15 protein-coding genes, 1 tRNA gene and 3 pseudogenes are annotated in these 22,556 nt (G+C 63.8%); 8 read left to right on the forward strand and 11 right to left on the reverse strand.

What is annotated here, in order from left to right; all coding sequences use genetic code 11:
- Positions 1-84: 84 nt before the first annotated feature.
- The 4 genes and pseudogenes from K8O92_27295 to K8O92_27310 all read right to left on the reverse strand — a co-directional run bounded on the left by K8O92_27295 (position 85) and on the right by K8O92_27310 (position 3,757).
- Complete coding sequence (locus tag K8O92_27295; protein UAK31455.1) at positions 85-321, reverse strand: hypothetical protein; 237 nt, start codon at positions 319-321, stop codon at positions 85-87.
- A 434-nt stretch (positions 322-755) separates the two neighbouring features.
- A complete protein-coding gene (locus tag K8O92_27300) occupies positions 756-1,637 on the reverse strand; it encodes a hypothetical protein (protein UAK31456.1) in 882 nt (293 codons plus the stop codon).
- Between the two features lie 510 nt (positions 1,638-2,147).
- The gene (locus tag K8O92_27305; GenBank protein UAK31457.1) at positions 2,148-2,639 is read right to left on the reverse strand and encodes a hypothetical protein; all 492 of its coding nucleotides are present in this window, start codon (positions 2,637-2,639) and stop codon (positions 2,148-2,150) included.
- Positions 2,640-2,950: 311 nt separating this feature from the next.
- Positions 2,951-3,757: pseudogene (locus tag K8O92_27310) on the reverse strand (IS5 family transposase).
- A gap of 104 nt (positions 3,758-3,861) precedes the next feature.
- Here K8O92_27310 and K8O92_27315 point away from each other — a divergent pair.
- Positions 3,862-4,044, forward strand: coding sequence for a hypothetical protein (locus tag K8O92_27315; protein ID UAK35974.1), 183 nt, complete (start codon positions 3,862-3,864; stop codon positions 4,042-4,044).
- Between the two features lie 201 nt (positions 4,045-4,245).
- Entirely contained in the window at positions 4,246-5,064 is an 819-nt protein-coding gene (locus K8O92_27320; protein UAK31458.1) for an RNA polymerase sigma factor SigF, read from the forward strand.
- Between the two features lie 109 nt (positions 5,065-5,173).
- Here K8O92_27320 and K8O92_27325 read toward each other — a convergent pair.
- Together K8O92_27325 and K8O92_27330 are read right to left on the reverse strand one after the other, a co-directional pair.
- Positions 5,174-5,308 (reverse strand): annotated as a pseudogene (locus K8O92_27325) (DUF1206 domain-containing protein).
- A gap of 294 nt (positions 5,309-5,602) precedes the next feature.
- Positions 5,603-5,932, reverse strand: a complete 330-nt coding sequence (locus K8O92_27330; protein ID UAK31459.1) for a hypothetical protein — start codon at positions 5,930-5,932, stop codon at positions 5,603-5,605.
- Positions 5,933-6,506: 574 nt separating this feature from the next.
- Between K8O92_27330 and K8O92_27335 the strand changes: the two genes are divergently transcribed.
- A complete protein-coding gene (locus K8O92_27335) occupies positions 6,507-6,698 on the forward strand; it encodes a DUF6011 domain-containing protein (GenBank protein ID UAK31460.1) in 192 nt (63 codons plus the stop codon).
- 40 nt (positions 6,699-6,738) lie between these two features.
- The gene (locus K8O92_27340) at positions 6,739-7,302 is read left to right on the forward strand and encodes a hypothetical protein (GenBank protein UAK31461.1); all 564 of its coding nucleotides are present in this window, start codon (positions 6,739-6,741) and stop codon (positions 7,300-7,302) included.
- Between the two features lie 11 nt (positions 7,303-7,313).
- Here the strand turns inward: K8O92_27340 and K8O92_27345 are convergent, their stop codons facing one another.
- Entirely contained in the window at positions 7,314-7,493 is a 180-nt protein-coding gene (locus tag K8O92_27345; GenBank protein UAK31462.1) for a hypothetical protein, read from the reverse strand.
- Between the two features lie 52 nt (positions 7,494-7,545).
- On the opposite strand from K8O92_27345, the gene K8O92_27350 reads away from it, so the two are divergent.
- Entirely contained in the window at positions 7,546-7,827 is a 282-nt protein-coding gene (locus K8O92_27350; protein ID UAK31463.1) for a PqiC family protein, read from the forward strand.
- A 215-nt stretch (positions 7,828-8,042) separates the two neighbouring features.
- On the opposite strand, the gene K8O92_27355 is transcribed toward K8O92_27350, so the two are convergent.
- A complete protein-coding gene (locus K8O92_27355; GenBank protein UAK31464.1) occupies positions 8,043-9,242 on the reverse strand; it encodes an IS110 family transposase in 1,200 nt (399 codons plus the stop codon).
- 334 nt (positions 9,243-9,576) lie between these two features.
- On the opposite strand from K8O92_27355, the gene K8O92_27360 reads away from it, so the two are divergent.
- Positions 9,577-9,693 (forward strand) — tRNA-Lys (locus K8O92_27360).
- An 801-nt stretch (positions 9,694-10,494) separates the two neighbouring features.
- Here K8O92_27360 and K8O92_27365 read toward each other — a convergent pair.
- Positions 10,495-12,123 carry a hypothetical protein gene (locus K8O92_27365; protein ID UAK31465.1) on the reverse strand — a complete coding sequence of 543 codons (1,629 nt, stop codon included), beginning with the start codon at positions 12,121-12,123 and terminating at the stop codon, positions 10,495-10,497.
- A gap of 901 nt (positions 12,124-13,024) precedes the next feature.
- Between K8O92_27365 and K8O92_27370 the strand changes: the two are divergent.
- Positions 13,025-13,416, forward strand: a pseudogene (locus K8O92_27370) (RtcB family protein).
- Between the two features lie 524 nt (positions 13,417-13,940).
- Here K8O92_27370 and K8O92_27375 read toward each other — a convergent pair.
- Positions 13,941-14,867, reverse strand: a complete 927-nt coding sequence (locus K8O92_27375) for a patatin-like phospholipase family protein (protein UAK31466.1) — start codon at positions 14,865-14,867, stop codon at positions 13,941-13,943.
- Between the two features lie 678 nt (positions 14,868-15,545).
- On the opposite strand from K8O92_27375, the gene K8O92_27380 reads away from it, so the two are divergent.
- Entirely contained in the window at positions 15,546-19,955 is a 4,410-nt protein-coding gene (locus tag K8O92_27380) for an ATP-binding protein (GenBank protein ID UAK31467.1), read from the forward strand.
- 224 nt (positions 19,956-20,179) lie between these two features.
- On the opposite strand, the gene K8O92_27385 is transcribed toward K8O92_27380, so the two are convergent.
- On the reverse strand, positions 20,180-22,468 hold the full coding sequence (locus tag K8O92_27385) for a hypothetical protein (GenBank protein ID UAK31468.1): 2,289 nt from the start codon (positions 22,466-22,468) through the stop codon (positions 20,180-20,182).
- Positions 22,469-22,556: the final 88 nt, after the last annotated feature.

Genomic DNA, 22,556 nt, shown 5'->3' on the forward strand with positions numbered 1-22,556 from the left:
TACCCGGGGTGAACCTCACGGCGCTGGTCTGAAACCGAAGCCGGTCTCGAACCCGTGACGGTTCGACCGACGGTGATGGAATGGCTAGGTCGTGAAAACGCAGCTTCGGTAGCTGGTGGTGATGTACCTGCTGTTTCCGGGGTTGAGGTAGTCGGAGTTTCCGCGGCCGTCCTCTTCGGTGTACATGCGGGCCGTGGCGTTGGTGTTGTTCTCTACCGACCCTCGCGTGATCTCGATGTTGTAGGTGCGGTACTCCTCGGGGTTCTGAATCTGCTCGGAGTACCCAGAAGAGTTCTGATACCTGAATGTGCCGACCGCCATGCTCTGCCTCCACGTGTTGACACGGGCTTGCACTGAACATAGCTGATCGATAGCTTCGAAGCAGCAGATTTGTCTCGTAGCTGCGGCCGATTCATCGTCGCGGGGGCTGGGTCCAGTCGCTTCGCATCCATCGCTAGCTGGGAAAAAAATAAGCTCTCACCGGGCGCTTCGCCAGAGTCGAGCCCCAACGCGAAAACTGTCGCTAAGGAGTTGCTCCGGAAACCTGCGATTCACCTTTGCTGCTACCAGGGTCGCCGTAGCATTTGCTGAAAACCTGGACGGATATGGTGTAGCCGCAGGTGAGGCCGCTACTCAGGGTAGTCGCCGGGGGCATCCGCGAGCAATCCGGCGATTGGACATTGCAGACTCGTCTCCGCGGTTGCAGCGCATGGGTCGCTAACCAGCAGACGGCATCGGCACGGGGGGAGACGCATCTAAGGAGATGTCATGGTGTCGGGTCTGGTGAACAACACCCTGACACTACGACACTCGCCAGGTCGTCCATCCATCGCGACGATGTTCACGTCGGTGAATCCGTATCGGCTGGCCATCTTTCCGGTGAACGTACTGCTGCGTGCGGCATCCTCTGGTGAGAGATGCGAATCCCGTACAGCTGCGTTGAAACTGGCGAGGTTGTCGGACGGCCCGCGTCCGGGTGACCACCAACCCTCGATGGCCCGTACCTGATCGCCGATGCTGTCCATCATGCGACCGAACATAACGTTTCCAGCGGGCGTACGGTCCGTCCTGTGCACCACGGCATGAAGAACGCCTTCGGCGTCGACCCAGCCGGTTATCCCTTCGAAGTCGGCATCCGTGACCGATGAACCGTACGGGTTTGCGTACCTGGCCAAAGGGGCGTCCGCCATTTGCCAGGAAATTCTCTCCATGGCTTCGCGGTGCCAATCACCGAAGCCGAGTTGTTCGACTTTCGGCCGCAACGCAGCGAACTGGATCCGAGCCGCTTCGATCTCCGAGCGAAGCATGGTATCCGGGAATGTGAAGCGGGGTTCCCGATTAGAGAACCACATATGTTCCACGAGCGGCCCAAGTGCCTCGCGTAGCGGTTGAAAGTCAGATCTAGCTGTGATTTCAGGGGCGCTGCCCTTCGTTGTTCCCCCACCGCCACCGGCCTCGCTGAGGATCTGGCGCTGAGCTTCCAGGTCGACCTCTTGTCGCTGCTGTAGATCCCTTCGCAGCTCGTCGGCGACCCCATGCAAGACTTCCCCATCGGCTCTTCCCACCTCTTCCAGCTGAGCAACCGGCGGGGCAACCCGTCTGCGAAAGAAATCGACAAGAACTCTATTGATCCACACTTGTCTCCTCGACCCATGCCATCAAGGAACTCGGCTCGGTCACGATACGGGGTCTGTCCAGTCTCGGTGTAACCCACTTTCCTTTCGGTTGTTGACTCGGGTTAGTTGCGGCCGGCGGACAGGCGTCCGTCGAAGGTGATCTCGAAGGCCTTCAGGGCGCCCTTCCAGCGGTTGGACTCGCCTCCCGGTCCCTGGGCACCGCGATTTCCACCGGCCCGGCCTCGATCGTCTTGGCCCGCTTGCCGTTACGGGAGCTCCCCCCGTCACGACCAGCCGGGGTGGTGCTTGGCATAACCGAGATGATCATCCATCTCGCCCCCGAGCGCGGACTCCACCACCAATTTTGTCATCCGCGCCAGCAGACCGCCCTCACCGACCAGCTGCAGCCCGTCGCGGCGAGCCTCGGCAGCCCCTTACCGGATCTGCTCGTCCATCGACACACCGAAGAAATTACGTCCCGACTCGATTCTCTCCAGGAGATGAAGCCTCCGGATTCGCCGAGGGACTCGTTCAGCCGGCCACCGACCCGCTGGGAAGACCCAGGAGATTCAGGAGAGATTGGAGCGGTGAGGGGGCGGGAGGCTGCGAGTTATCCGGAACCGCATCGGTGTACCGTGCATCCCGGACCACACCCTTGTGGATGTCACCGGACTCCCAGCGCGGCTGCGGATGCGTGTAGTAGCCCAGGCCATCGTTGAGGGGACTGTAGTAGTAGGGCGGGTCCTGCACCCACTTGCCCGGTTCTTGCTCGGTTGGGCATTCCGCGTTCAGGCCCGCCCAGTTGTGCGGTCCCACCCAGGTATGCTGCCCCGGAACCGTGACCCACTCCTGCGTCGCTCCGAGATTCCAGCAGATCGCATCCCAATCGATACGATGGGTCTGATCGGTGTCGTTGCGGCAAGTCGTCCCCACGCACCAGACACCGGGCGCGAGCGTATGTCGCTGCGGGTTTGGATCGGCGGCGACCTGCGGCGCCAGTAACCCCGCGGCCACGATTCCCACTGCGGCAATCCCGAAAGCCGTGCTCGCTCGTTGATTCATGTTGTGTCAACTCCCGCCTGAGCTATACCTACCTGCCGACAATGATTGTGGCGCAGACTTGCAATCGGCCTAACATCGACTTAACGTCCGCTATCCGGCACCGCTGCGGGAGAAGATCCGCGCGGAAAGGGAGTTGGCGTGTGGTGGTGAAGGTGCCGACGCACTGTACAGCGTATGGACTTGCACCGAATAACACACGGTGCGGACGACTCCCGCACTCACCTGGCACCCGGCCGTAGCACGGAACTCGGCTTTGCGGCTAAGACGATGTCTCATGTGGCGTATTTCGTCAGCTTCTTGAAGCAGGTCAGCGCCGCGGCAAGGGTGAGGAACGCAGGGAAGTGTGTGGCTTTGCGGTCGTAGCGGATGTTGAGCCGGTGGTAGCCGGTGAGCCAGGAGATGGTGCGTTCGATGACCCAGCGGTGGCGGCCGAGGCGCTGGGAGGATTCGATGCCTTTGCGCGCGATGCGGACGGCGATACCCCGATCACGCACCCATTGCCGCAGCTCGGCGGTGTCGTACGCCTTGTCGGCATGCAGTTCGGCCGGTTTGCGCCGACGCGGACCGCGCCGCGACCGAACCGCGGGGACCGCCTTGACCAGCGGCCGCAATGCCTCGGCATCGTTGGTGTTGGCCGCCGAAACCGCCACCGACAGTGGTATTCCCGCCCGATCGGACAGTAGGTGGATTTTCGAGCCGGACTTTGCCGCGGTCAACCGGGCTCGGGCCGGTCAGAGATCCCCCCTTTTCGCCCGGACGCTTGCTGCGTCGATCACTGCACGCGACCAGTCGATCAAGCCCTCGCTGCCGAGCTCATCGAGTATCGCGCGATGTAGCCGCCGCCAGAGACCGGCTTCGGTCCACACCGTGAACCGGCGGTGCGCCGTTGGAACGGTGACCCCGAATGGCGGTGGCAGCATCCGCCACGCACACCCGCTGGTCAGCACGAATACCACTGCCGTGAACACCGCCCGCTCGTCGGTCGGAGCAGTACCCCCACCCTGCGGTCGTGGCTCGAACTTCGGCAGCAACGGCTCCACCATCGCCCAAAGCTCGTCCGGAACGAGACGCTTCGACAACTTGTCCGACACGGCCGAACATCATGCACCACAACCGATCACAGTCCATCTCGACCCACCGATAACCAGTCACAGCGACATGAGACACGGTCTTAGTGCCGTTGCTGGTGCTCGTGTGGTTGATCATCGGTGTCGTCGCCGCCGGTCAACGCGGATACTTCACCGAGCGTGACCAGAACTGCGCCAGCCTGGGGACGATCGCGGTCACCGTCCTCGCGGGACCGCTGAACTACGCAGGGGTCAACCCCAAAGTGAACAACTGCAACCTGCCCCAGCCCAGCCCGTAACACGACACCACGACGGATGTCCCGGCCCTATCGGTGCCGGCATCCCCGTACCCCGTGCCAGGCCGAGGCAATTTCGGTCTGGCTCCACCTCGCGTCCTGGCGACCTTCATCGACCTCGATCGTCGCTCCCCACCCCGTTCATCACTGCGGTTGTCCGGGTAGCCAACCATCGCCGATTCAGCTGGATCCGAGGCAGCACCGATGACCGATAAGTCGACACGGACTTCCCCCGCGAGGACTCCGCACACGCGCCGCGGCAGCGACAACTACGACCACCTCGAACCGTTGTTCGCCCAGCTGGCCGAGCTGGATGTGGACGACCCGCGCCGAGTTGCCCTGCGGGAGGTGCTGATCAGGCGATGCCTGCCACTGGCCGAACACATCGCTCGCAAGTACGCCGGCCGCGGCGAGAACTTCGACGATCTCCTGCAGACCGCCCGGGTGGGGATAATGGGCGCCGTCGACCGCTTCGATCCCGATCACGGGGCGACGTTCCTGGCTTTCGCGGTACCAACCGTCATGGGCGAGATCCGCCGCCATTTCCGCGACTACACCTGGGCGGTGCGAGTACCGCGGCGGCTCAAGGAAATCCAGCAGAGCATCGGGCCCACGATCGACATGCTGTTGCAGCGACTGGGTCGCATGCCCAAAGCTGGCGAGATCGCCGAACAGCTCGGCGTCAGCGTAGTCGATGTCACCCAGGCAATGATCGCCCATAACGGCTACCAGAGCTCCTCGATCGACGCGACCGCCGACTACGACAACGACAACACGCCGTTGTCGCTGCTGGATGCTCTCGGCGCCGAGGAGCCGGACTACCGCACCGTCGAGGACTGCCTGGCGGTGAAACCCCTGATCGCCGCGCTGCCCGAGCGTGAACGCGAGGTACTGTTCATGCGATTCTTCGAATCCCAACACCAAATCCAGATCGCCGAGCACTTCGGCGTCTCCCAGATGCAGGTCTCACGCATCCTGGCCAAGACCCTGAACTCGTTGCGCGAGACGGCATTAAGCGACTGATCAGCCAGTCGCGGAATGGCCGTCAGCGTTGAGACCGACTCACAGACCTTCGACTCGTCGATCCCGCGTGGCAAGCCTCGAAGGGCAACTCGCTGCGGCTGGTGCCCGACTACATCTTGGTGTAACGGGCCATGGCGAAGCTGTAGAGGCCGTAGAGGATGATGCCCAGTCCGGACACTACGAGGAGGGCTGCTCCGTAGGGTTGAGCTCCCACGGTTTTGAAGGCGCCGTCGAGTCCGGCGGCTCCGAAGATCGGTATTACGGCGATACGTGGCGGCGCTGCGAGGGGCGGGGTGACCACCGTGGCGCGGACGGCACCGATGCAGGTGTCGAATCGTGAGCCCAGGGCCGGATACTCGACCCATATGTGATGCGGCAGTTCATATTCGGCTGACACGACAAACACGGCTACTCCAAGCCGGTCAGCATGAGCGCAACCTTTGAGCATACGAACCGCCGCAACTTAATTGGCTGGCTGCCGACGACCGTTCATCGAGGTGGTAGCCGAGGTGGCCGAGCTGCTGTACCGGTATCCGGGTTATCGGCCGTGTTTGCTTTGTTTGGCGAACGCTGCCGCACCCAGGGGTGGGACCGTGCGGCACAGGAATGAGCCGATTCGGGGGTCGCCGAGGTCGGATTCCGGCCAGCCGGTCGCCTCGAATTCGCTGTACAGGCTCAGGTCGCCTTGTTCTTGGATGCGAATTCGGTCTCCGGCCCAGGCGATGGCGAAGGTGACGACCCCACAAGGGCAGGTGACACAGAATCCGAGATCGGTTTGGGTACTTGCGGCGGTGTCTTCCAGGTCGGCCGGATAGTTGACGGTGTGGCCTTTTGAACAGACGGTCAACGTCGGCAAGGCAATGGTCATTGCCGCAGTGTAGGCAGTCTCGGGACTCGAACCGCGGTACTTGGGAGAGATGTTGCGGTTTGTCCGAGAAGTCGGCCCCGGTCTTCGGACCGCGGCCGACTTCGTGTTCGGTCAGCACCGGCACCAGCGTGCTGTGATCGTCGAGGGCAACATCATCGTGATGCCAATGTCGTTGCTGTCGTGGTCGATTGCGGCCACCGTGGAGCCGCACTCGTGGCTGAATCCGGGCTTGGTTAAGGGGAATGTATGGCACCACTTGGGTTTCCCTTCCGCACCGGTCCAGCTGGACTTCTCGGCGGGGAAGCCGACCCAGGCCATGACCGATGTGCCGCCCAGACACTCGTAATGCGGGCACGAGCACAGTTCCCTGTCAAGTACTTCTGAAACGGTCTGAGGTCTCACCGCCAAGATCGAGAGCGTCGCCGGTCGTAAAGCCGTGTCAGCATACCGGTGGCCGGGACCGCGGGCGGCACCGTTCGCCGAGCTGCACGCCACTGGAAGCAGTTTTCGTCGTTCGATGTCGGTCCGTCGTGCCACACTTCGCGACGGAGACCCCTGGCCAGAGGAGAACGGAATGGCCGCGACCGACGACCGTCCCATGGTGAGACTGGTTGCCCACTGCCGCCGCTGCGGTGGATGGCTGTTGTCGCCGCAATCGGTCGTGCAAGGGATCGGGCCGACATGCGCGATCCGCGAGCGCGCCGGGCAACGCGCTGTGTCGTCACGGCATCCGCAGGAGCTGACCCGGTTCGTCATCGCGGCGTGAACGTTTCCCGGGTTGGTACTGACCGCTGCCAGCCTGATCCGTGACCGCAACCGCAGGGCAGCGCTATACCCTGATCGGCATGCGAGAGCCGGGGGATATCGATGCACTCGAGGTAGCGCGCGAACAGCTGCATTACCTGATGATCGCCAACTTGCCGCCGATGACCGTGGAATCGCGGCTACAGCTGGGCTTGCTCGCCGCCCAGATAGCCCTTGCCGAACGTCTCCCCTTGCGGATCAACGGCACCCGCCGAGTACTGCGAGACGACAAGGAAGAGTTCGAGTGGGACGAGGAGTTCCTCGAACGGCTCCTGCGCAATCTCGGCCCGGCAGGGCGGCGATGGATCCGGGTGCTGGTCGACGAAGGCGGCGTGGCTACACCGGAACGGATCAAGGAACTCACCGGCGCCAAGGCCTTGGGCGGCATGAGCACGACGATGCGGCGGGCCATGCACGCCACGACCGACAAGCTGCCGCCACCACGCCTGATCGAGTCACGCAGCACCGACGACCCGCAGAACCCCACGATCGTGGAGTACCGCCTGGCCGAAGGCACCCTGCCACTGCTCGCCGCGGCGCTCGATCGCATCGACGGCAGCAGGTAGGCCTACCCGCCTTACGCCTCCGACGCGGGGTCCGCCGCTACGAGCGTCTCGGTGCGGACGCTGAACGGGTAGCGGCCGGGCGCCTCGAGCACGGCCTGCACGATCGCGTGCTCGTCGTCTTCGAGTTCCAGGACCTCGAACACCGAGACCCCGCCCGCGACCAGCAGGACTCTGTCACCGACCTGAACCATGCCGGTGAGCCTATCCCGGCCAGACCGACCAGTACGTGACGGGATCGAACCTGTGTTCGATAACCCGCGTCTGGTCTACCGGCTCAGCGACGGCCGGATCGTCGACCCCGGCCGCCTCTACCGACTGCGCAACGGCAAGTGGGCCGAGCCGTGGCCCCGCGGCTGCCCGCGCTGCGGGCAGCAGTTCGGCCCGAAGCGGATGCTTGTCGGGTCACTCGCGTGCCTGCAGGCCGGCGGCATTCACCGCCTCCACTTCTGCACCGCGTGTGGTCACGTCGTGTACACACCGCCCATCGACGCGGACTGCGAGCACCCGACGACACGGTCTACCTGAAGCGGATCAGCTGGCCAGATCCAAAAGGTAGACCGGCGGGTCCTCCTCTTCGGCGGCACCGCAGTAGCAGGTCCCGGTGCAGTCCGCGCACGTCGAGCAGTCCAGGCACCAGGCGGACAGGTGGTGGCCGCACTCGGCGTTCCATTCCGCGTCGAGGGTGACCGGGTGAGGGATGAGCGGACCGCCCTGATCGTATGAGTTTCCTGAGTCAACCCCTATGCGGCGGTCGGTTGTTTTTCCGGTTGGTGGCGGGTGGGGTTGTAGGCGGTTTTGGTGCGCCAGCAGGCCCAGATGACGCGCAGCCAAGCGCGGCCGAGGGTGCGCAGGGCGTGTGGGTGGCGTTGCCCGCGTGCACGGGCCGCGGCGTAGCGCTGCGCGGCCCAGGCGTGGGCGCGGCGGCTGTTGTCGAACCAGACGTGCAGGGCTTGGCGGGCGTGTCGGTTGGTGGCGTGCCGGAACGCGACGGTATGGGTCTTGCCAGAGGCGCGGGTGACCGGGGCGACACCGGTCTCCGCGGCCAGTTGATCGAAGCTGGTGGTGCGCTCGAGGATCGGGCCGACCTCACCGATGATCTGGGCCAGGTTCAGGGTGCCCACGCGTGGCAGATCGCCGAGCAACCGGGCGTAGGGGTGTGCGGTGACGGCCTCGGTGATGATCGTTTCGAGGGCGTCGATGCCGGCCTGCAGTGCCCGCACGACCGCGACCTGGGCGCGGACCAACTGCGCCACCACGGCCTGCCCGAGGCGGGTGGCGGCCACCGGCGCCTCACGCAGTCGGGCCAGCAGTTCGCTTCCGCTGCGGCGGCCACTGTAGCCTCGGCGTTTGCAGAACTGCTCGAGGCGGGCCGGGGTGAGCCCGGCGGCGCTCTGCGGGGTCGGGTAGCGGTCGAGGAACTCCAGCGTGATCGGCGAATGCAGTTGCGCGAAAACGGTTTTGCCCCCGGGCCAGTGCGCATCGAGCAGGGCGGCGAGCTGGTTGGCAGCCGCGATACGCAGACCCAGCTGGTCGCCGCGCTGGCGGGTCAGTGCCTGCAGCTCGAGAGTTTCCGGCAGTGTCGGCACCAGCCGCGGCAGGCGGTGGATGTCGGTGCGCGCGAAGTCCGCCAGCTTGAACGCGTCGCCGGGATCGTTCTTCGCCCGCGCTGCGCCCCAGCGTGGCCGGGCGGCATGGAATGCGTTGGGGTGTATCGCGATCACCGGGTGACCGGCGGCGAGCAGGCGGTCCACGACCAAGCCGCGGGTGGTCTCGATCGCCACCGGCAGATCGGTACGGTCGCCGTGACGAGCCAGTTCGGCCAGCGCCCGGGCGATGCCGTCCTCGGTATGAGGGATCCTCAGCCGGTCGACCCGGCCCCCGGCGTCGTTGATCACGGTCACGTCGTGGGCAGCGTTTCCCCAGTCCCAGCCGACGAACAACGGCTGTCTCCTTCGAGGTCGAATCCGCACCTCGCCGGTCTCGAGGGCCGCTGCCGGAAGCTCACTAATCGGCCCTCACACACGGGGCATGTTCCTGACGCCGGTCTGCGGCCCTCGGCCCGGCAGGGCTGGCGGAACTCATACTGGCCATCGAATGGCACGCGATCTAGGCCATGCACCCACCGGGACCGAGAGGTCACAACCCTACCTGTTCGGGTTGCAGAAAGGATGGTGCCCTAGTGAGCGAAACTGCATACCTCGAATGGTCACCCTGGGCACCGACACGAATCGGACGAAAGCTACGGCGACCCCATAGCATCGGCAGCTCAACGACGCGCCACTCGGACTATGGATCAGAAGGTTGGGACCTTCCGCAAGGCGTGCGACCCAGCACGATGGCAGCTGACTCTTAATCAGCGGGTTCGGGGTTCGAGTCCCTGATGGCGCACCATGGATCACTGGGTATGACCTGCGCAAGCGGTCGAATCGCAACTCTCGACCACAGGTCGAGGTACCCACAATACTATCCACGCTCCAAATTTCTTCGGAACTGTTTCAGCTGACTTTTTCGCGTCCATGGCTCCTACCTGCACAGATCGAGCGCTCCGGCCGCTCCGGCATCCAATCAACGAGCGTATGAAGTACGTCACACCGATAGTGCGGATGGTCGGCCTCGCACCGGATGCCGGTCGGCTGACGGCTGCCGATGATTGATGGTTCGCGCGACCCCGCATTGGCATTGCGCAACCGTCGGCCCCGCCAATCCACTCGGCGTGGTGCGGCCCACAATCACCCCGAACAAGGATTGGTCTCGCGACCGGGCCAAGGCCGAGCTATTGCCGCTGATCGAACGATTCCAGGGCCGTGTGCGCTACCAGGATCCCCAGGGAGGCCTCTGGGAACCGGCGAAGTGGTAGCAGGCGAGGGTTGTGACCGAATGCAGGTTGTATCTGTCTCGAGCAACCATCTGAGGGGTTGCAAGCAGGATCCGGACTCCGGCTAGTCATGCCTTGGCAAATCCGCCCCGACCGGTCATCGGGCACGGGGCACATTCCGGCGACGATACTGAGCGGTCCCGACGGTTACACCACGCACCTATCGCTCGGGTGTCGAGATACCCATCGCTATGGGACCAGCGTTCAGGTTTTCCGGAGTAGGCCGGTGACGCCGGCGAGGAGGATAGCGGTGAATACCCAGGACAGGAGCCGCAAAATGGGTAAGCCCCAGCTGATGACGCGCGACGGCCTGGATTTTATTGTCCAGTCCGTCTGGGTGCCGAGGGCGGCGGGGACGATGCTGGTGAGGGTGTAGGTCCCCGGAATGAGGCATGGGTAGCCGGGGTACAGATCGCAGTCAACGTGGGCAGTGATAGGTGAGGGAGGCGGATCGCCGCCGTTGTTGTGTGCGTGGGTTTCTGCTGCCGTGCGTGCGGCGTCCGGCTTGGTCGGGACGAAATCGGCTTGGTTGTAGGCGACGAGCACGGTCCCGAGAATGAAGGCGACGACCAGCCACCCCGCGGCGGCGAGCGGGTAGTAGCCGTGTCCGGCGACCGCCCGGTAGGTCCAGCGCAGCGGCTTGAAGCGACACCGTGCACGCTTCGTGACCTGGTTGGCGGCATCGTATCTGAGTCGCCGGGCGTCGGCGGGTTGGCCGTACGGTCGTAGACCGCGGCCAGGGCATGCCAGGGCTGGACGGTGAACCTTGTCCCGGCCGTCTTCAGCCACCGTTTTGCGGCGGCGCGATTGGTTCGGATCAGTCCGTGCACATCGGTGACCTCCCAGCCGGTGGCGATCAGTTGCCCGTGGGGAACGGAGTCTCCCGGGGTGCGCAGGTCGGTGATCGTCGTCCGGTTCAGGTCGATTGTTCCGTCGACCTCTGTCATTGTCAGCCACAATGATCTGACGGTCGCGCCTCCGAGTTCGAGGGCGACCCCCTCCTTCGGGTTGGTGAGGGTGGCGCCGTCCAAGTTGAGCTCGACGCCGATGCTCGCGCCGGGGGCCCGGATCGCGCCGGCGGCGGTCAACCCCTCGGCGACCAGGCCACCTGTGACGGTCGCGCCTCCGAGGTCGAGGACGTCCTGGTTGGGGTTGGTGAGTTTGGCGCCCCTCAGCTCGAGCTGGCCGCCGATGCTCGCGCCGGGGATATGGATCTTGCCGGTGGCGGTGAACTCGTCGCTGGCGACCAGGCCACGTGTGATGGTCGCGCCTGTGAGGTCGAGGACGTCCTGGTTGGGGTTGGTGAGTTTGGCGCCCCTCAGCTCGAGCTGGCCGCCGATGCTCGCGTCGGTGATATTGATCTTGCCGGTGGCGGTCAACCCCTCGGCGACCAGGCCACCTGTGACGGTCGCGCCTCCGAGGTCGAGGACGTCCTGGTTGGGGTTGGTGAGTTTGGCGCCCCTCAGGTCGAGCTGGCCGCCGATGCTCGCGCCGGGGGCCCGGATCATGCCGGTGGTGAACTCGTCACGGGCGACCAGGCCACCGGTGATGGTCGCGTTAGTGAGGTTGAGTGAGGTGATGTAAGACCCGCTGAGGTTGAGTTCTTTCAACGTCGAGCCGGACAGGTCGATGTTGGGTTCGACGCGGGATCCAGTGAGGTGAAGGGGGTGCTCGAACTGCACGTTTTCGAGATCGACCGGCCCGGTGATTCGTACACCGTTGATCCGTAACCCGCGAGGACCGACCGACAGGTCACGGTCGATGAGTACGGTGCGAAGCGCGGCGGCGGGTAGTTGCCGTTCCGTTCCCCAGGCTTCGGCCCAGGCGGGGTTCCGGTCGTCCGATTCGGGGGCGAGGCCTGCTGCCAGGTCGAGAGTCTCTCCAGACTGCGCGGCGTCGACGAGCCATGCGACCCACTCAGCCACAACCGTGTCGTCATCGTCCATGACGATGATCATCTCGCAGACTTGGGCTCGGCCGCCGATGATCGGGCTTCAAACATGATCGGCTGATCCTATGGAGGCCGCCACGTCCCCTTATTCGATCATTTTCACGACAGCAACGATTCGGCCGAAGGGCTCGACTGGCGACGTCCGCTGGTGACAGTTGCGATCTGTAGGTGACAACTACAACCTGTCGTCACACCCGCGCGGTCTCGCACAAATTCCCCAGCGCGATCCGAGATACGATTCGAACATGCGTTCGGCTAACTGGTGGCTCACGCTAGAGATCGACAGCGCGGTCGTCAACGGCGATCAGCTGTACCGGACCCGCGATGGGCGTTATGCACGTCCATCGCGGCGTTTGCCACGAAGGCCACCGCCTCGGACCCGATCGGCTGGCCAGCCTGCCAGGCCGGCCGGGGCGGTGGACATCGCACCTACCGCTGCCGCACATGCGACGACATCATCTACCTGCCCGACCTCGCCGCGGGATGCAATCACCGCGTCTTCGATGACCGCGGCGAGCCCCCCTCCGATCGTCCCGCCGCGCAGCGGGCTCGACCTCGCGCTAGGCCGCGAGCTTGGGCACGAACCGGTACGTGAACCACGGCCGCCGGGGGAACTCCGGCTTGTCGATCCTGATCAGGTACTCCTCCTCGCCGTCGAAGGAGGGGTGCCTCAACCGAAGCGTTTCCTGCAAGACGGCGTCAGCTGGAAACTCTTTGGCTAACAGTCGTTTCCATTCAGGATTTGCGGAGCAAACATCGAGAATCTCGTCATATCGGCCCGGTTCGAATAGCGCTTTCCCGGTCAGGTGTATGCCGACCACGAGGCCGTGGGCGTAGGTGCAGACAGTTAGTCGGCGGCTCGGGCGCTTGACGCGGCACGACTATCACGAGGTTTCTGCCACCACAACGACGTCGCCGAGGAGATCATCGACGACGTGCCGATGCTCGTCACCAGGAAAGGCGCAGTCCGGGCGGGCGCCGGGGATCTTGCCTTGATCCCCGGTTCGATGGGCACCCGCTCGTATGTGGTGCGCGGCAAGGGAAATCCGCCTCATTCCAGTCCGCCTCGCACGGTGCGGGCCGCCGGATGAGCCGGACCGCAGCGAAGAAGCAGTTCACCGGCGCCGATCTGATCGCCCAGACCGAGGGCGTCGAGTCCCGCAAGGACGCTGGCGTGGTCGACGAGATCCCCGCCGCCTACAAGGACATCGACCAGGTCATCGCCGCCCAAGCCAACCTGATCGACGTCGTGGCGACCCTGCGCCAAGTCCTGTGCGTGAAGGGCTGAGCATGAATTTCCTCCTCGAACGCGTCGTCGGATCAACCGCATTCGGCCTGGCCACGCCCGACAGCGACATCGACTACGCCGGGTCTACATCGGATCCACCGCGAACCTGCTCAGCCTGTACCCGTGGTCGCAGGAGCGCGCGCCACAGTAAAGGGGGCGACAGCGTCGACGCCGCGTTTCGATGTGCCACTGCCCTCCCGCCGGGCTTCTGTCTCCCGCCGTATGACGTCTTCCCAGAGCGTGTGCCTCAGCACGAAGCTTGATGAAGTTTCGACCTGTGTTCCATAGGCAACAAGATCGGATAGATTCTCACCCCGTTTTAGGTATTTCCTTCACAGCGCATCTGCGACGCGATCGCTCAAGTAGACTATGCTATTTCGCGTATCCTCATACCTTATTTCTCGCTTCCTCTACCTGAAATATTGTAAACTCTACCGTTTCTTTCACTTGCTTGAGATCGCGGGGATCGATCTCATGCTCTCCGATCCTCAATCTCGAAAATTGGCCAATTATTATTGCAATTGCTAAGTGGTGAGCCTGTGCTTTGCGACGTACCGCTCGAAATTCCACGCGGGACGTCCATCTCCTCCATCCATGAACTTTGTGGCGGCGGCACGACCGTTCGTGTAAAGCAGGTTCTGATTTTCCTCGGAGAGGTCGAAGTCGGTAGCCTTTACTGTGCCGGTGTCGACGAATATTGTCCGATCGATAACGGATGGATCGTCTAGATGCATGCGATCATAGAAGCCGGTCATTGTGTCCAGCATCGCCCGACCCATGCTGATGACATTCGTTACTTTGTTGATGCTTCCCTGTGCTGCACCGGGCCTGGCAGAGAGCTTGATTCCGATTGTTGGCCACTTCGGTTCGACACCGCTTGGTGCGTCGAAAACGCCGATGGGAAAGTTCGAGAGTAGACCACCATCGACGAGCCAAGACTTCTCGCCGGCAGCGGTGTCCCACCGCACCGGGGTATAGAAGAACGGAATCGACATCGAAGCCCGCACCGCCTCAGAAACATGCTGTGCGCCGGGATCGCGTCCGTAGCAGTCGTATTGCCAGGGCAACCGGCGGAGGGAGCCCTGGCTGATATCTGAGGCCATAACGACGAGTCGATATCTCTCGGCAGGAGGCAGGTTGGTGTCATTGTACTCGAAGTTTGCGAAGGTGCGCATATTTCGCGCTGCGAGAATCTCGTCAAGCCAATTCCTTAGGTAGTTGCCGCGGAATATACCTTGCTTGAACAGCAGTCCGAGCGCCTTGCCGGCGGCGAACCGGTCGGTGAAGTCGCCGTCTCTGAATTTCCGATAGTCCACGGACTGCATAATGTTGACGAGCTCCTTAGCAGATAGTCCCGCAGCAACGAGGGTGCCAATGATCGAGCCGGCCGATGTCCCCGCAATCCGCCTGAACTTATACCCATGCTCCTCAAGCACCTCGATGGCGCCCACAAGCGCGATACCAGTGAGCAGCGGAGGACGCAGATCGCGCAACTGACGGCGCCAGTCCCGCCCGAACGATGCCGGTCACTCAACGCCCGCGCACGGCACAGACGGCAGGGTGATTTCCCGCGGTAGCGCCCCGCCTTCGGCCGCACGCCCGCTGTCACCACCCAGGACATCGCGACCACCGTGACAACGGCGTCCGGTTGTGCTGGAGGACGAGGTCCGCGTCAGGTCTCCGGCCGCACCGCGCGCCGACGGCATCGCCACCCTGGCGGGTCCGCTCGAGCGCGTCGCCGAGCAGGGCGATGGCGTGCGGCGGTCGTCGTCTCCAATCGACCGACCTCCGCCTCGTACGCGGCTACCGCGGCGTGGCGACGTCTTGGGCGATGCGTCACCTGCGTAACTTCGCCAGCTTCATGGCGCATACCTCCGCCAGGTGATCGTCGTAGTCGACGGCGGACGGCCTGTGCAGTACGAACCCATCGCCCACCGAGCGGCTAACGCACTAGTGTCACCCCAGTGGATGGCGACAGCCGACGGTCAGAGGTCGTTGATGAATTGGCAGTGACGGTTTCTCCCTATGCTGGCCTTGATCGGGAGGTAGTTAGCTTTCCTCCACGTAGAATCTTGGGTCGGTCGGTGTCAACCCAGCGGCGGAAATAGAACGCCGAAACGTCGAGGAGCGTGGGCTTCGGTTATGGCGGCTATGTCTGCGTCACCATCGTCGGGCGCGGCGCGATGACCGCGCTTCGCGGCGGGGCGGCCGACAAGGCGGGAAACGAGTACGAGGACCTCTGGACGGCGATCCGCGTCGCGGACCTCTTGCACGGCCAAGCACATCGAATCAGATTGGAACCGCCGGGCGACGCCGGCGTCGGGATCGAGTTCGAAGTAGACGTCGCGGGTAGGACATGGGGCGAGCAAACGAAGAACGTCGCCACCACATGGACGATCGCCCGACTCAAGAAGGGCGACGCTAGCGGTCGGATCAGTGTCCTGGCAGGCGCGAAGCACCAGATCGAGCTTGGACGTGGATATCGGCTCATCACGTCGAGTACTGCAAACCCGCTTCTTGACCTCAGTAATCGGGCGCGAGCGACCCTGACGATCGCCGAGTTCAATGACCAACTAACTGAGGTGCTCCGGCCCGACTTCGCCACCATCGTCGAGTATTGGGCAGTCACCGAGGAAGTGGCGTGGCGACTTCTGAAGGACATCGTGGTGGAACATCACCCGACAGAACTGCTTCGACGGACCGTATGGCTTGCGTTCCGCACCCTCTACGCTGGCGACCCAAACGATGTCCTCGATGCAGTCGGCCGCTTCTGCAGCGAGCATCGCCACGAGAATATTTCGGCGCCCCAGGTCGCCGCATTCCTCAAGCCAAGGTTTATCGAGCGTCTCCTCGCTGGTGATGACACCGTTCGTCGAATGCTGCATCGCACGCTCGAACGTCACCAGCGGCGAGTGCAGCACGCGAAGCCGAGCTTCGGGTTCGTTCCACGTTCGGAAGCGCAGGCCATCATCGGCAAGCTGGACGACGTCGATAGCCCACAGATTGTGGTGGTCGACGGCCCAGCCGGCTACGGGAAGTCAGCGGTTGTTGCCGAGATCGCGTCGAGGTTGGATCAACGCGGATGGTTCGTAGCGGTCGCACGCATGGATACCGGCACCGCAATGCCGACGTCCGACCATCTAGGCGAGCAGATGGGTCTGCCCGAATCTCCATCGGTCCTGCTGGCAGGAGTGGCTGCTGGATTGCGTGGTCTGCTTGTCGTCGACCAACTCGACGCAGTGAGTTACTTCAGCGGGCGAATGCCAGACAGCTTCGATGCCGTCGACGAGGTACGCGACGAACTCCAAAGGGTACCCAATCTCAAACTACTGCTTGTGGTCCGAACCGTAGACTTGGAAAACGACCCACGACTGCGGTTCGTCCTTCACACCGAAGGCTTGGCGATCCGCCACACCCTGCAGAAGTTGAGCGCCGACCAGGTCCGCGAGCATCTTCGCCAACACGGTTGCCCCGTGCTGGCGGATGCGACAGTCGAACTCTTGTGCACCCCACTGCACTTCGCAGTGTTTTCCCACCTGTCCGAAGAAGCTCGTCGGCACTCCTATCGGACCCTGCAGGACCTCTATGACCGATTGACCACCGAAGCCAGACAGCGCGCCACCAACCGTGCAGGCCACATGAGCTGGGCGGCAATCACCTCCACCCTCGTCGCGTACATGAGCGAGCAGCAGACCCTGGAAGCACCACGCGCGTTGCTCGACGAGTTTCCGCTCGAGGAAATCGCTGCCCTCGAGTCGGAAGCCATCCTTGTCGCCGAGGAACGCGGTGTTTCATTCTTCCACGAATCGTATTTCGACTACTTGTTCGCCCGCGCGTTCGCCACCCGAGGCGATGACCTCCACGAATTCCTGACCAACAGCAGCCAGTTCCTCTTCCGACGCGCCCAGACACGTCAAGTGGTCGAGTATCTCGCGGCACAAGATCGCCAGCGGTTCCGCGATGTCGTTACTCAGTTGCTTGGCTCACCGAGGATCCGATCGCATATCAAGCAGGTCGTCGTGGGTGTCCTTCGCCAGCTCACACCCACAGCAACCGACTGGGATGCGCTCGAAGACATAGCGTGGAGCGAGGGGCCGATCGGTCGGTCTGTGCTGGGTCTGCTGTCCGCCCCACAGTGGTTCGATGCCGCTGACAACTCCGGCCGCTGGGAGGCGTGGCTTGCTGACCCCAACCGTGTAGAAGCCGCAGCACAGCAGTTGATCTCGGTAGCCACAGAACGAGGGCAGCGTGTCGCCGAGCTGTTTCGCCCCTACGTTGGTACGAATGAGGACTGGCGCCTGCGTCTCCGGACATTGATCTCCTGGTCTATGTGCCGGCCGTTGGTGCCGCTTGCGATCGAGCTGATCGAGGGAGGCCATGTTGATGATGCCCGCGGGCCCATCGCGGTCAACAGCGACTTCTGGTCGATTGTCGGTGCCTTGGAAGACGACGACCCGGTTGGGGCCGCTCGACTTATCGGTGCCTATTTGAAACGTGGGCTGGCCCGCGCTCACGCCGATGGAGCATCCGACCCCTTTGCGTCGAAGCATCTCGCGCGACACTCCCAAGGCCATGACGTCATTCAGCATGTCGCCGAAAAGGTGCCCGAGCCTTTCATCCGCGAAGTTCTTCCGTTCATTGCCGAGCTCTCGAACATCCGCTTGCAGACCCAAACCCCTTCCCTCAGCCGCTGGGGCCGACCGCTCAAAAACGCCCGCACGGTGGACGATACGATCTTCGCGGCGGTCGAAAAGGCACTTCAGAGTCTGGCGATAAGCAACCCACAGGCGGCTTCGGAGGCAATCGGCCCATACCGAGGCGCAGCAAGCGAGGCACTCCGGTTCCTGGTGTGCAGAACGTTGACTGCATCGCCTGACTCCGATGATGCCATCGACTGGCTTATCGCCGATCAGCGCAACCTCATGCTCGGCTGGTACGACAGTCCAAGATACGCCTCTTACCAGCTCATCGCCGCCCATTCAGCGCGGTGCGCTGAGCAGCTTTGCAGGCAACTAGAGACAGAAATTCTCCGTGGCGACAAAGGATTCAGACCTCACCATGGGCAAGTCGCCCTGCTGTATGGCATCGATCCCGAACGAATGAGCACTGCGGCTCGTCGTCGATTAGAGGAGCTGAAACGACTGTTCGTTGGACCGCCCCTGAGCCCCACACCCATTGTTGCGTCGTTCGTCGGCCCGCCGATTTCCAGCGACGCGTCCAAGCGGATGGGCGACAAAAACTGGCTATCCGCGCTACGAAAGCACACCTCCGAGCACACCAGAGAGCGTAGCGGTGTCACCGTTGGAGGCGCATCGAATCTCGCGGTAGTGCTGGGTACCAGGGCAAATGAAGACCCAGAGAGATTCGCTAGGCTAGCGCTGCAGTTCGACAGCAGTATCCCCATGACCGCGACCAAGCATGTCATTCAGAGTGTCGGCTCGAATATCGACCCTGCTCTCTTCGCTCTACTCTGCGAGCACGCGCTAACAACCTACGGCGATGAGGTATCTCACGCTGTCTGCACAGCCATATCGGACTTCTCCGCGATCGACGACCGCTTGATCTCGCTCATCGATCAACTCTCAACCTCCACCGATCCGAATCCCGAGCACACATCGGCTGACCTTCGTGATCTCTACATCACCGGCCTCCGCTCCACGCGCGGTACCGCCGCCCTCGCAGTTGCGGCCGCGCTATTCCAAGGTGCACAGCATCTCGACCGGCTCCTGACACTGGTCAGGCGACTCGCGAACGATCCTTCCGTAGCAGTCCGAACATGCGCTTCGCACGCTGTGGCAGCACTTCTCAACCACGACCAAGACGCCGCTCTGAATACCGCCGAGAGACTATTCGATGCCCCGCTGATCGTGTTCGACACGCCCGCGACCGAACGGCTATTGACCTACTGCCTCTTGCGTTCACCGACTCGCTTCATCCCTCACCTTCAGCGTGCCCTCGAAGGACCCACCAGCATCGCCACACGCGCAGGCCGCGTATGGGCGGTGGCACACCACCGCGGCGCGATCGCCCATCCGATCAGCGAAGATGTACGAACTCTGGCAACCCCCTCGCGGCTCGGAGCCGCGCAAGTACTGGCCGAAAACATCGCAGACAGCAGCCAAGAACTAACGGCGCTCTTCGCAGATCCGGACCCGGATGTCAGGGAAGCCGCATCCGCAGGTCTGCGCAAACTCTCTGATGTGCAACCGAACTTGCAGGACGGATTGGTAGATGGCTTCCTCGCCAGACCGGCCTTCACTGAAAACATAGAGACGCTCATCGACGGCCTGGAGAACCTCGGGACAAGGTTGCCACGAGCAGCGCTTCAAGCCTGCGAGAAAGGAATAGAAACGGCAGGCACTGGACTAGGCAGCCTTCAAGGGCGCGGCAGCTATGTCGGCAGAGAAATAACAACCATCGTGCTTCGCTTATATCGTCAAGCTGACGAGATCACACGGACACGATGCCTTGACATCATCGATCGGCTATTCGACCTCAACGCATACGGTCTCGATAAGGCATTGGCTGAGGAACGGTAACTCAGCCGCCCCTAACAGCAGACGTTCTGGAGGACTGGTGCAGGGGTGCGGTGCTGTGCTCGTCGAGCCATCATCGCGTCAAGCCGGTTTCGGCGTCGATCGTGGGCGCGATGGCACCCTGATTGGGCCTCATACGCGTTCGGTCGTCAACCATTACATGCCGAACACACCGAAACATTGTGGACTCTCCGGTTTACGTAGGGCTCCGCCTCGGCTGTCGCCCGCTACGAACCTGTGTCAGGAACGCGTTCCCACGATGGTGAGTTCCGAAGGAGAGCTGCCGGAACAGTGGAAGGCACCTTCACCCCTGTGGGGCGCTCGTAGATTACAGTCGCGTCTGCTTTGATCAGCCAACGGCCACCAGCGATCGGCGCGTCGGATGTCTCCACGTAGATCTCGACTGGGACGCGCGCGTGGGGAGGGTCGGATGTCGTGTGCGCGCGTTCATCGATGGTGCTGGCCGACGATCGCGCGCGCTGAGCGGACAGGCCGGGCCATGCACTGCGCTCGTAGTCGCCGGTCTCGGGCACGCCGCGCGCGGATCCGCCCCGCACGGTGGGCGCAACCGCCACGGCACTGGGTGTGGTCACGTGGGGCGGGCATTCCGCCCCACGGGCGTTCCCGAGTCGGGGTCTGTCGGACGCCGCGGTGCATGCGCAGGGGTTGAGGTTTCTTCTTGCCTCGGGTCGATGGAGCACAGTGGCTATGCCGTTCGGCCGCTGCTGCCCGCTCATGGAGCGGAGTTGAGGGTCGGAATGGTCGGGTCCGGTGTGCTGGTTGAGCCAGTGTTTCCAGGCCGCGCGGTGTTGGTGGTGGCGGGTGAGGCGTTCGATGCGCCGGTGGTGGAGGCCATGCGCGTGGGCGATGTCATCGAGGCTGGTTGTTCCAGGTTGTAGCCGCCCGTGGGTATGGGTGAGCAGTCCTGCGGTGGTGAGGACGGCCAAGGCGTTGTATCCGGCGCTCGAGCTGATGCAGGCCGCAGCGAACACATCGGCTGGAGTGCTGAGCCCCTCGCGGGTGACGAGTTCATACACATGTCGGCAGTGCAGGCCGAGGACCGACCAAGCGGGATGGACGGGTTCAACCCTTGTGCGGCCGGTTTGGCCGGCGTTGGGGCGAATGGGGCGGACGCCGTGGTGTGGTGTGACCAAGGCGTAGCGGTCGGCGAGCAGTTCTTGGCCTGGGCGGATGCGGAAGATCGGTGCGCCGGGTAGTTCGCGCAGTTCCCGCAGGACGCCCCAGACGGTGGATTCGGGCAGATGACCCGCGGCCACCGACAGAGACCGGCCACCGAACTCGACGACAGGCACACCACGCGCGACCTGCCCGCCCACTGCTGAGGCCCACGCCAATGCCTGCAACACCGCCAGCACCGTCCACCGCCGCGGGGACCGCGGCCACTGCGCGTGCGCCCACGACGTCGCGGCCGCCAGCCACCGCTGCTGCGGGTGCGCCGACGGCCGGGGCCCGGTGGATCCCCCTGTGTCTTTCCTCTTGTGCGCCACAGACAGGAATTCGGGGACAGTGCGCTCGGCCCACCGGCAAGCCGAGACCCAGTCGCGGCGCATCGCGGCATCGGCGCCACGTCCGTAGCGGCGGTAGGCGTCGGCGAACCCGCGCCAACTGCCGCCAGCGGCAGGTAGTTGCGCACGCACGTCCAGGTAGCAGTAGCCGCGCACGAGGGCGGCTGCGAGCACGGATTGGCGTGCTGCGGAGCGATCCAACCGGCCCGCGCGCGTCATCCAGCGGCCATCAGCGGGCGCGACGCCGCCGCGCGCGAAGGCCTCGACGGTCGCAGAAATCGGACCGTGGCGGCGGTATTGCGCGCGCAGCCGCGCGCGCTCGCCCTCGCCCTCCCACAGCTGCATGTCGCGCGCGATTGCGTCGGCTGTGCGCGGTGCGCGCGGTGTCGTGCATGCTGTGCGCGCGGTGGTCGTGTCGTGCGCGCTCCCGGCCACCAGTTGTTGTAAGTGGGAGAGGAAGCCGGGCGCCGATCGGGTAGCGAGGGTGTCGAGGGCGTCGTCGATGCTGCCGTCGAGGCGGCGGTATCCGCCTTGTTTGCAGCGTGATCCGGGAGGGGTGATGCAGCCACTGTCCGCGTTGAGCATCGGTGTGATGTCCAGGGTGGGCAGTCGCTCGGCCAGCAGGCGCACGACCGATTCGGCCTCGGCGAGATCGAGGGTGACTCCGAGCGGCAGCGGGATGAGGATGTGACGGCCGCCGCTGGTGGAGCGGTCGGTGATCGCACGGCCGCCGGCTTCCCGAATCCAAGCCAGGCACCGGTCGACGTCGCGCTCGACCGCGACGGTGTGGTCGCGGGTGCTGTCGAAATCCAGCGCCAGCAGGCGGGTCCGGCCGTCACGATAGATCGGAACCGCCGCCGGCTGGTCGGGCAGTTTCCGGGTCAGTGTTTGGGCGCGGTCGTTGTAGCCGTCCAGGCTCGGGTTCCACAGGCGCATCGAGCGACGCGCGGCCAGCAGCGGCGCCAGCCGCAGGAACACCGCACGCGCCATCGCGTCATCCGCATGATCGTGACCGGTTGTGCGCGAGAACGTTTGGGGAAGCGGGGGCAGCTCGGCCCTGGTGTGGCGCGCGTGGTCG

Origin of the sequence: Nocardia asteroides, from assembly GCA_019930625.1 — a bacterium.
GTDB classification, from domain to species: Bacteria; Actinomycetota; Actinomycetes; order Mycobacteriales; family Mycobacteriaceae; genus Nocardia; species Nocardia sputi.

Excerpts from the sequence above, each read along its gene's own strand:
- K8O92_27295 (UAK31455.1), bottom strand. The coding sequence starts at position 321 with ATGGCGGTCGGCACATTCAGGTATCAGAACTCTTCTGGGTACTCCGAG.
- K8O92_27320 (UAK31458.1), top strand. The coding sequence starts at position 4,246 with ATGACCGATAAGTCGACACGGACTTCCCCCGCGAGGACTCCGCACACG.
- K8O92_27330 (UAK31459.1), bottom strand. The coding sequence starts at position 5,932 with ATGACCATTGCCTTGCCGACGTTGACCGTCTGTTCAAAAGGCCACACC.
- K8O92_27335 (UAK31460.1), top strand. The coding sequence starts at position 6,507 with ATGGCCGCGACCGACGACCGTCCCATGGTGAGACTGGTTGCCCACTGC.
- K8O92_27345 (UAK31462.1), bottom strand. The coding sequence starts at position 7,493 with ATGGTTCAGGTCGGTGACAGAGTCCTGCTGGTCGCGGGCGGGGTCTCG.
- K8O92_27365 (UAK31465.1), bottom strand. The coding sequence starts at position 12,123 with ATGGACGATGACGACACGGTTGTGGCTGAGTGGGTCGCATGGCTCGTC.
- K8O92_27385 (UAK31468.1), bottom strand. The coding sequence starts at position 22,468 with ATGGCGCGTGCGGTGTTCCTGCGGCTGGCGCCGCTGCTGGCCGCGCGT.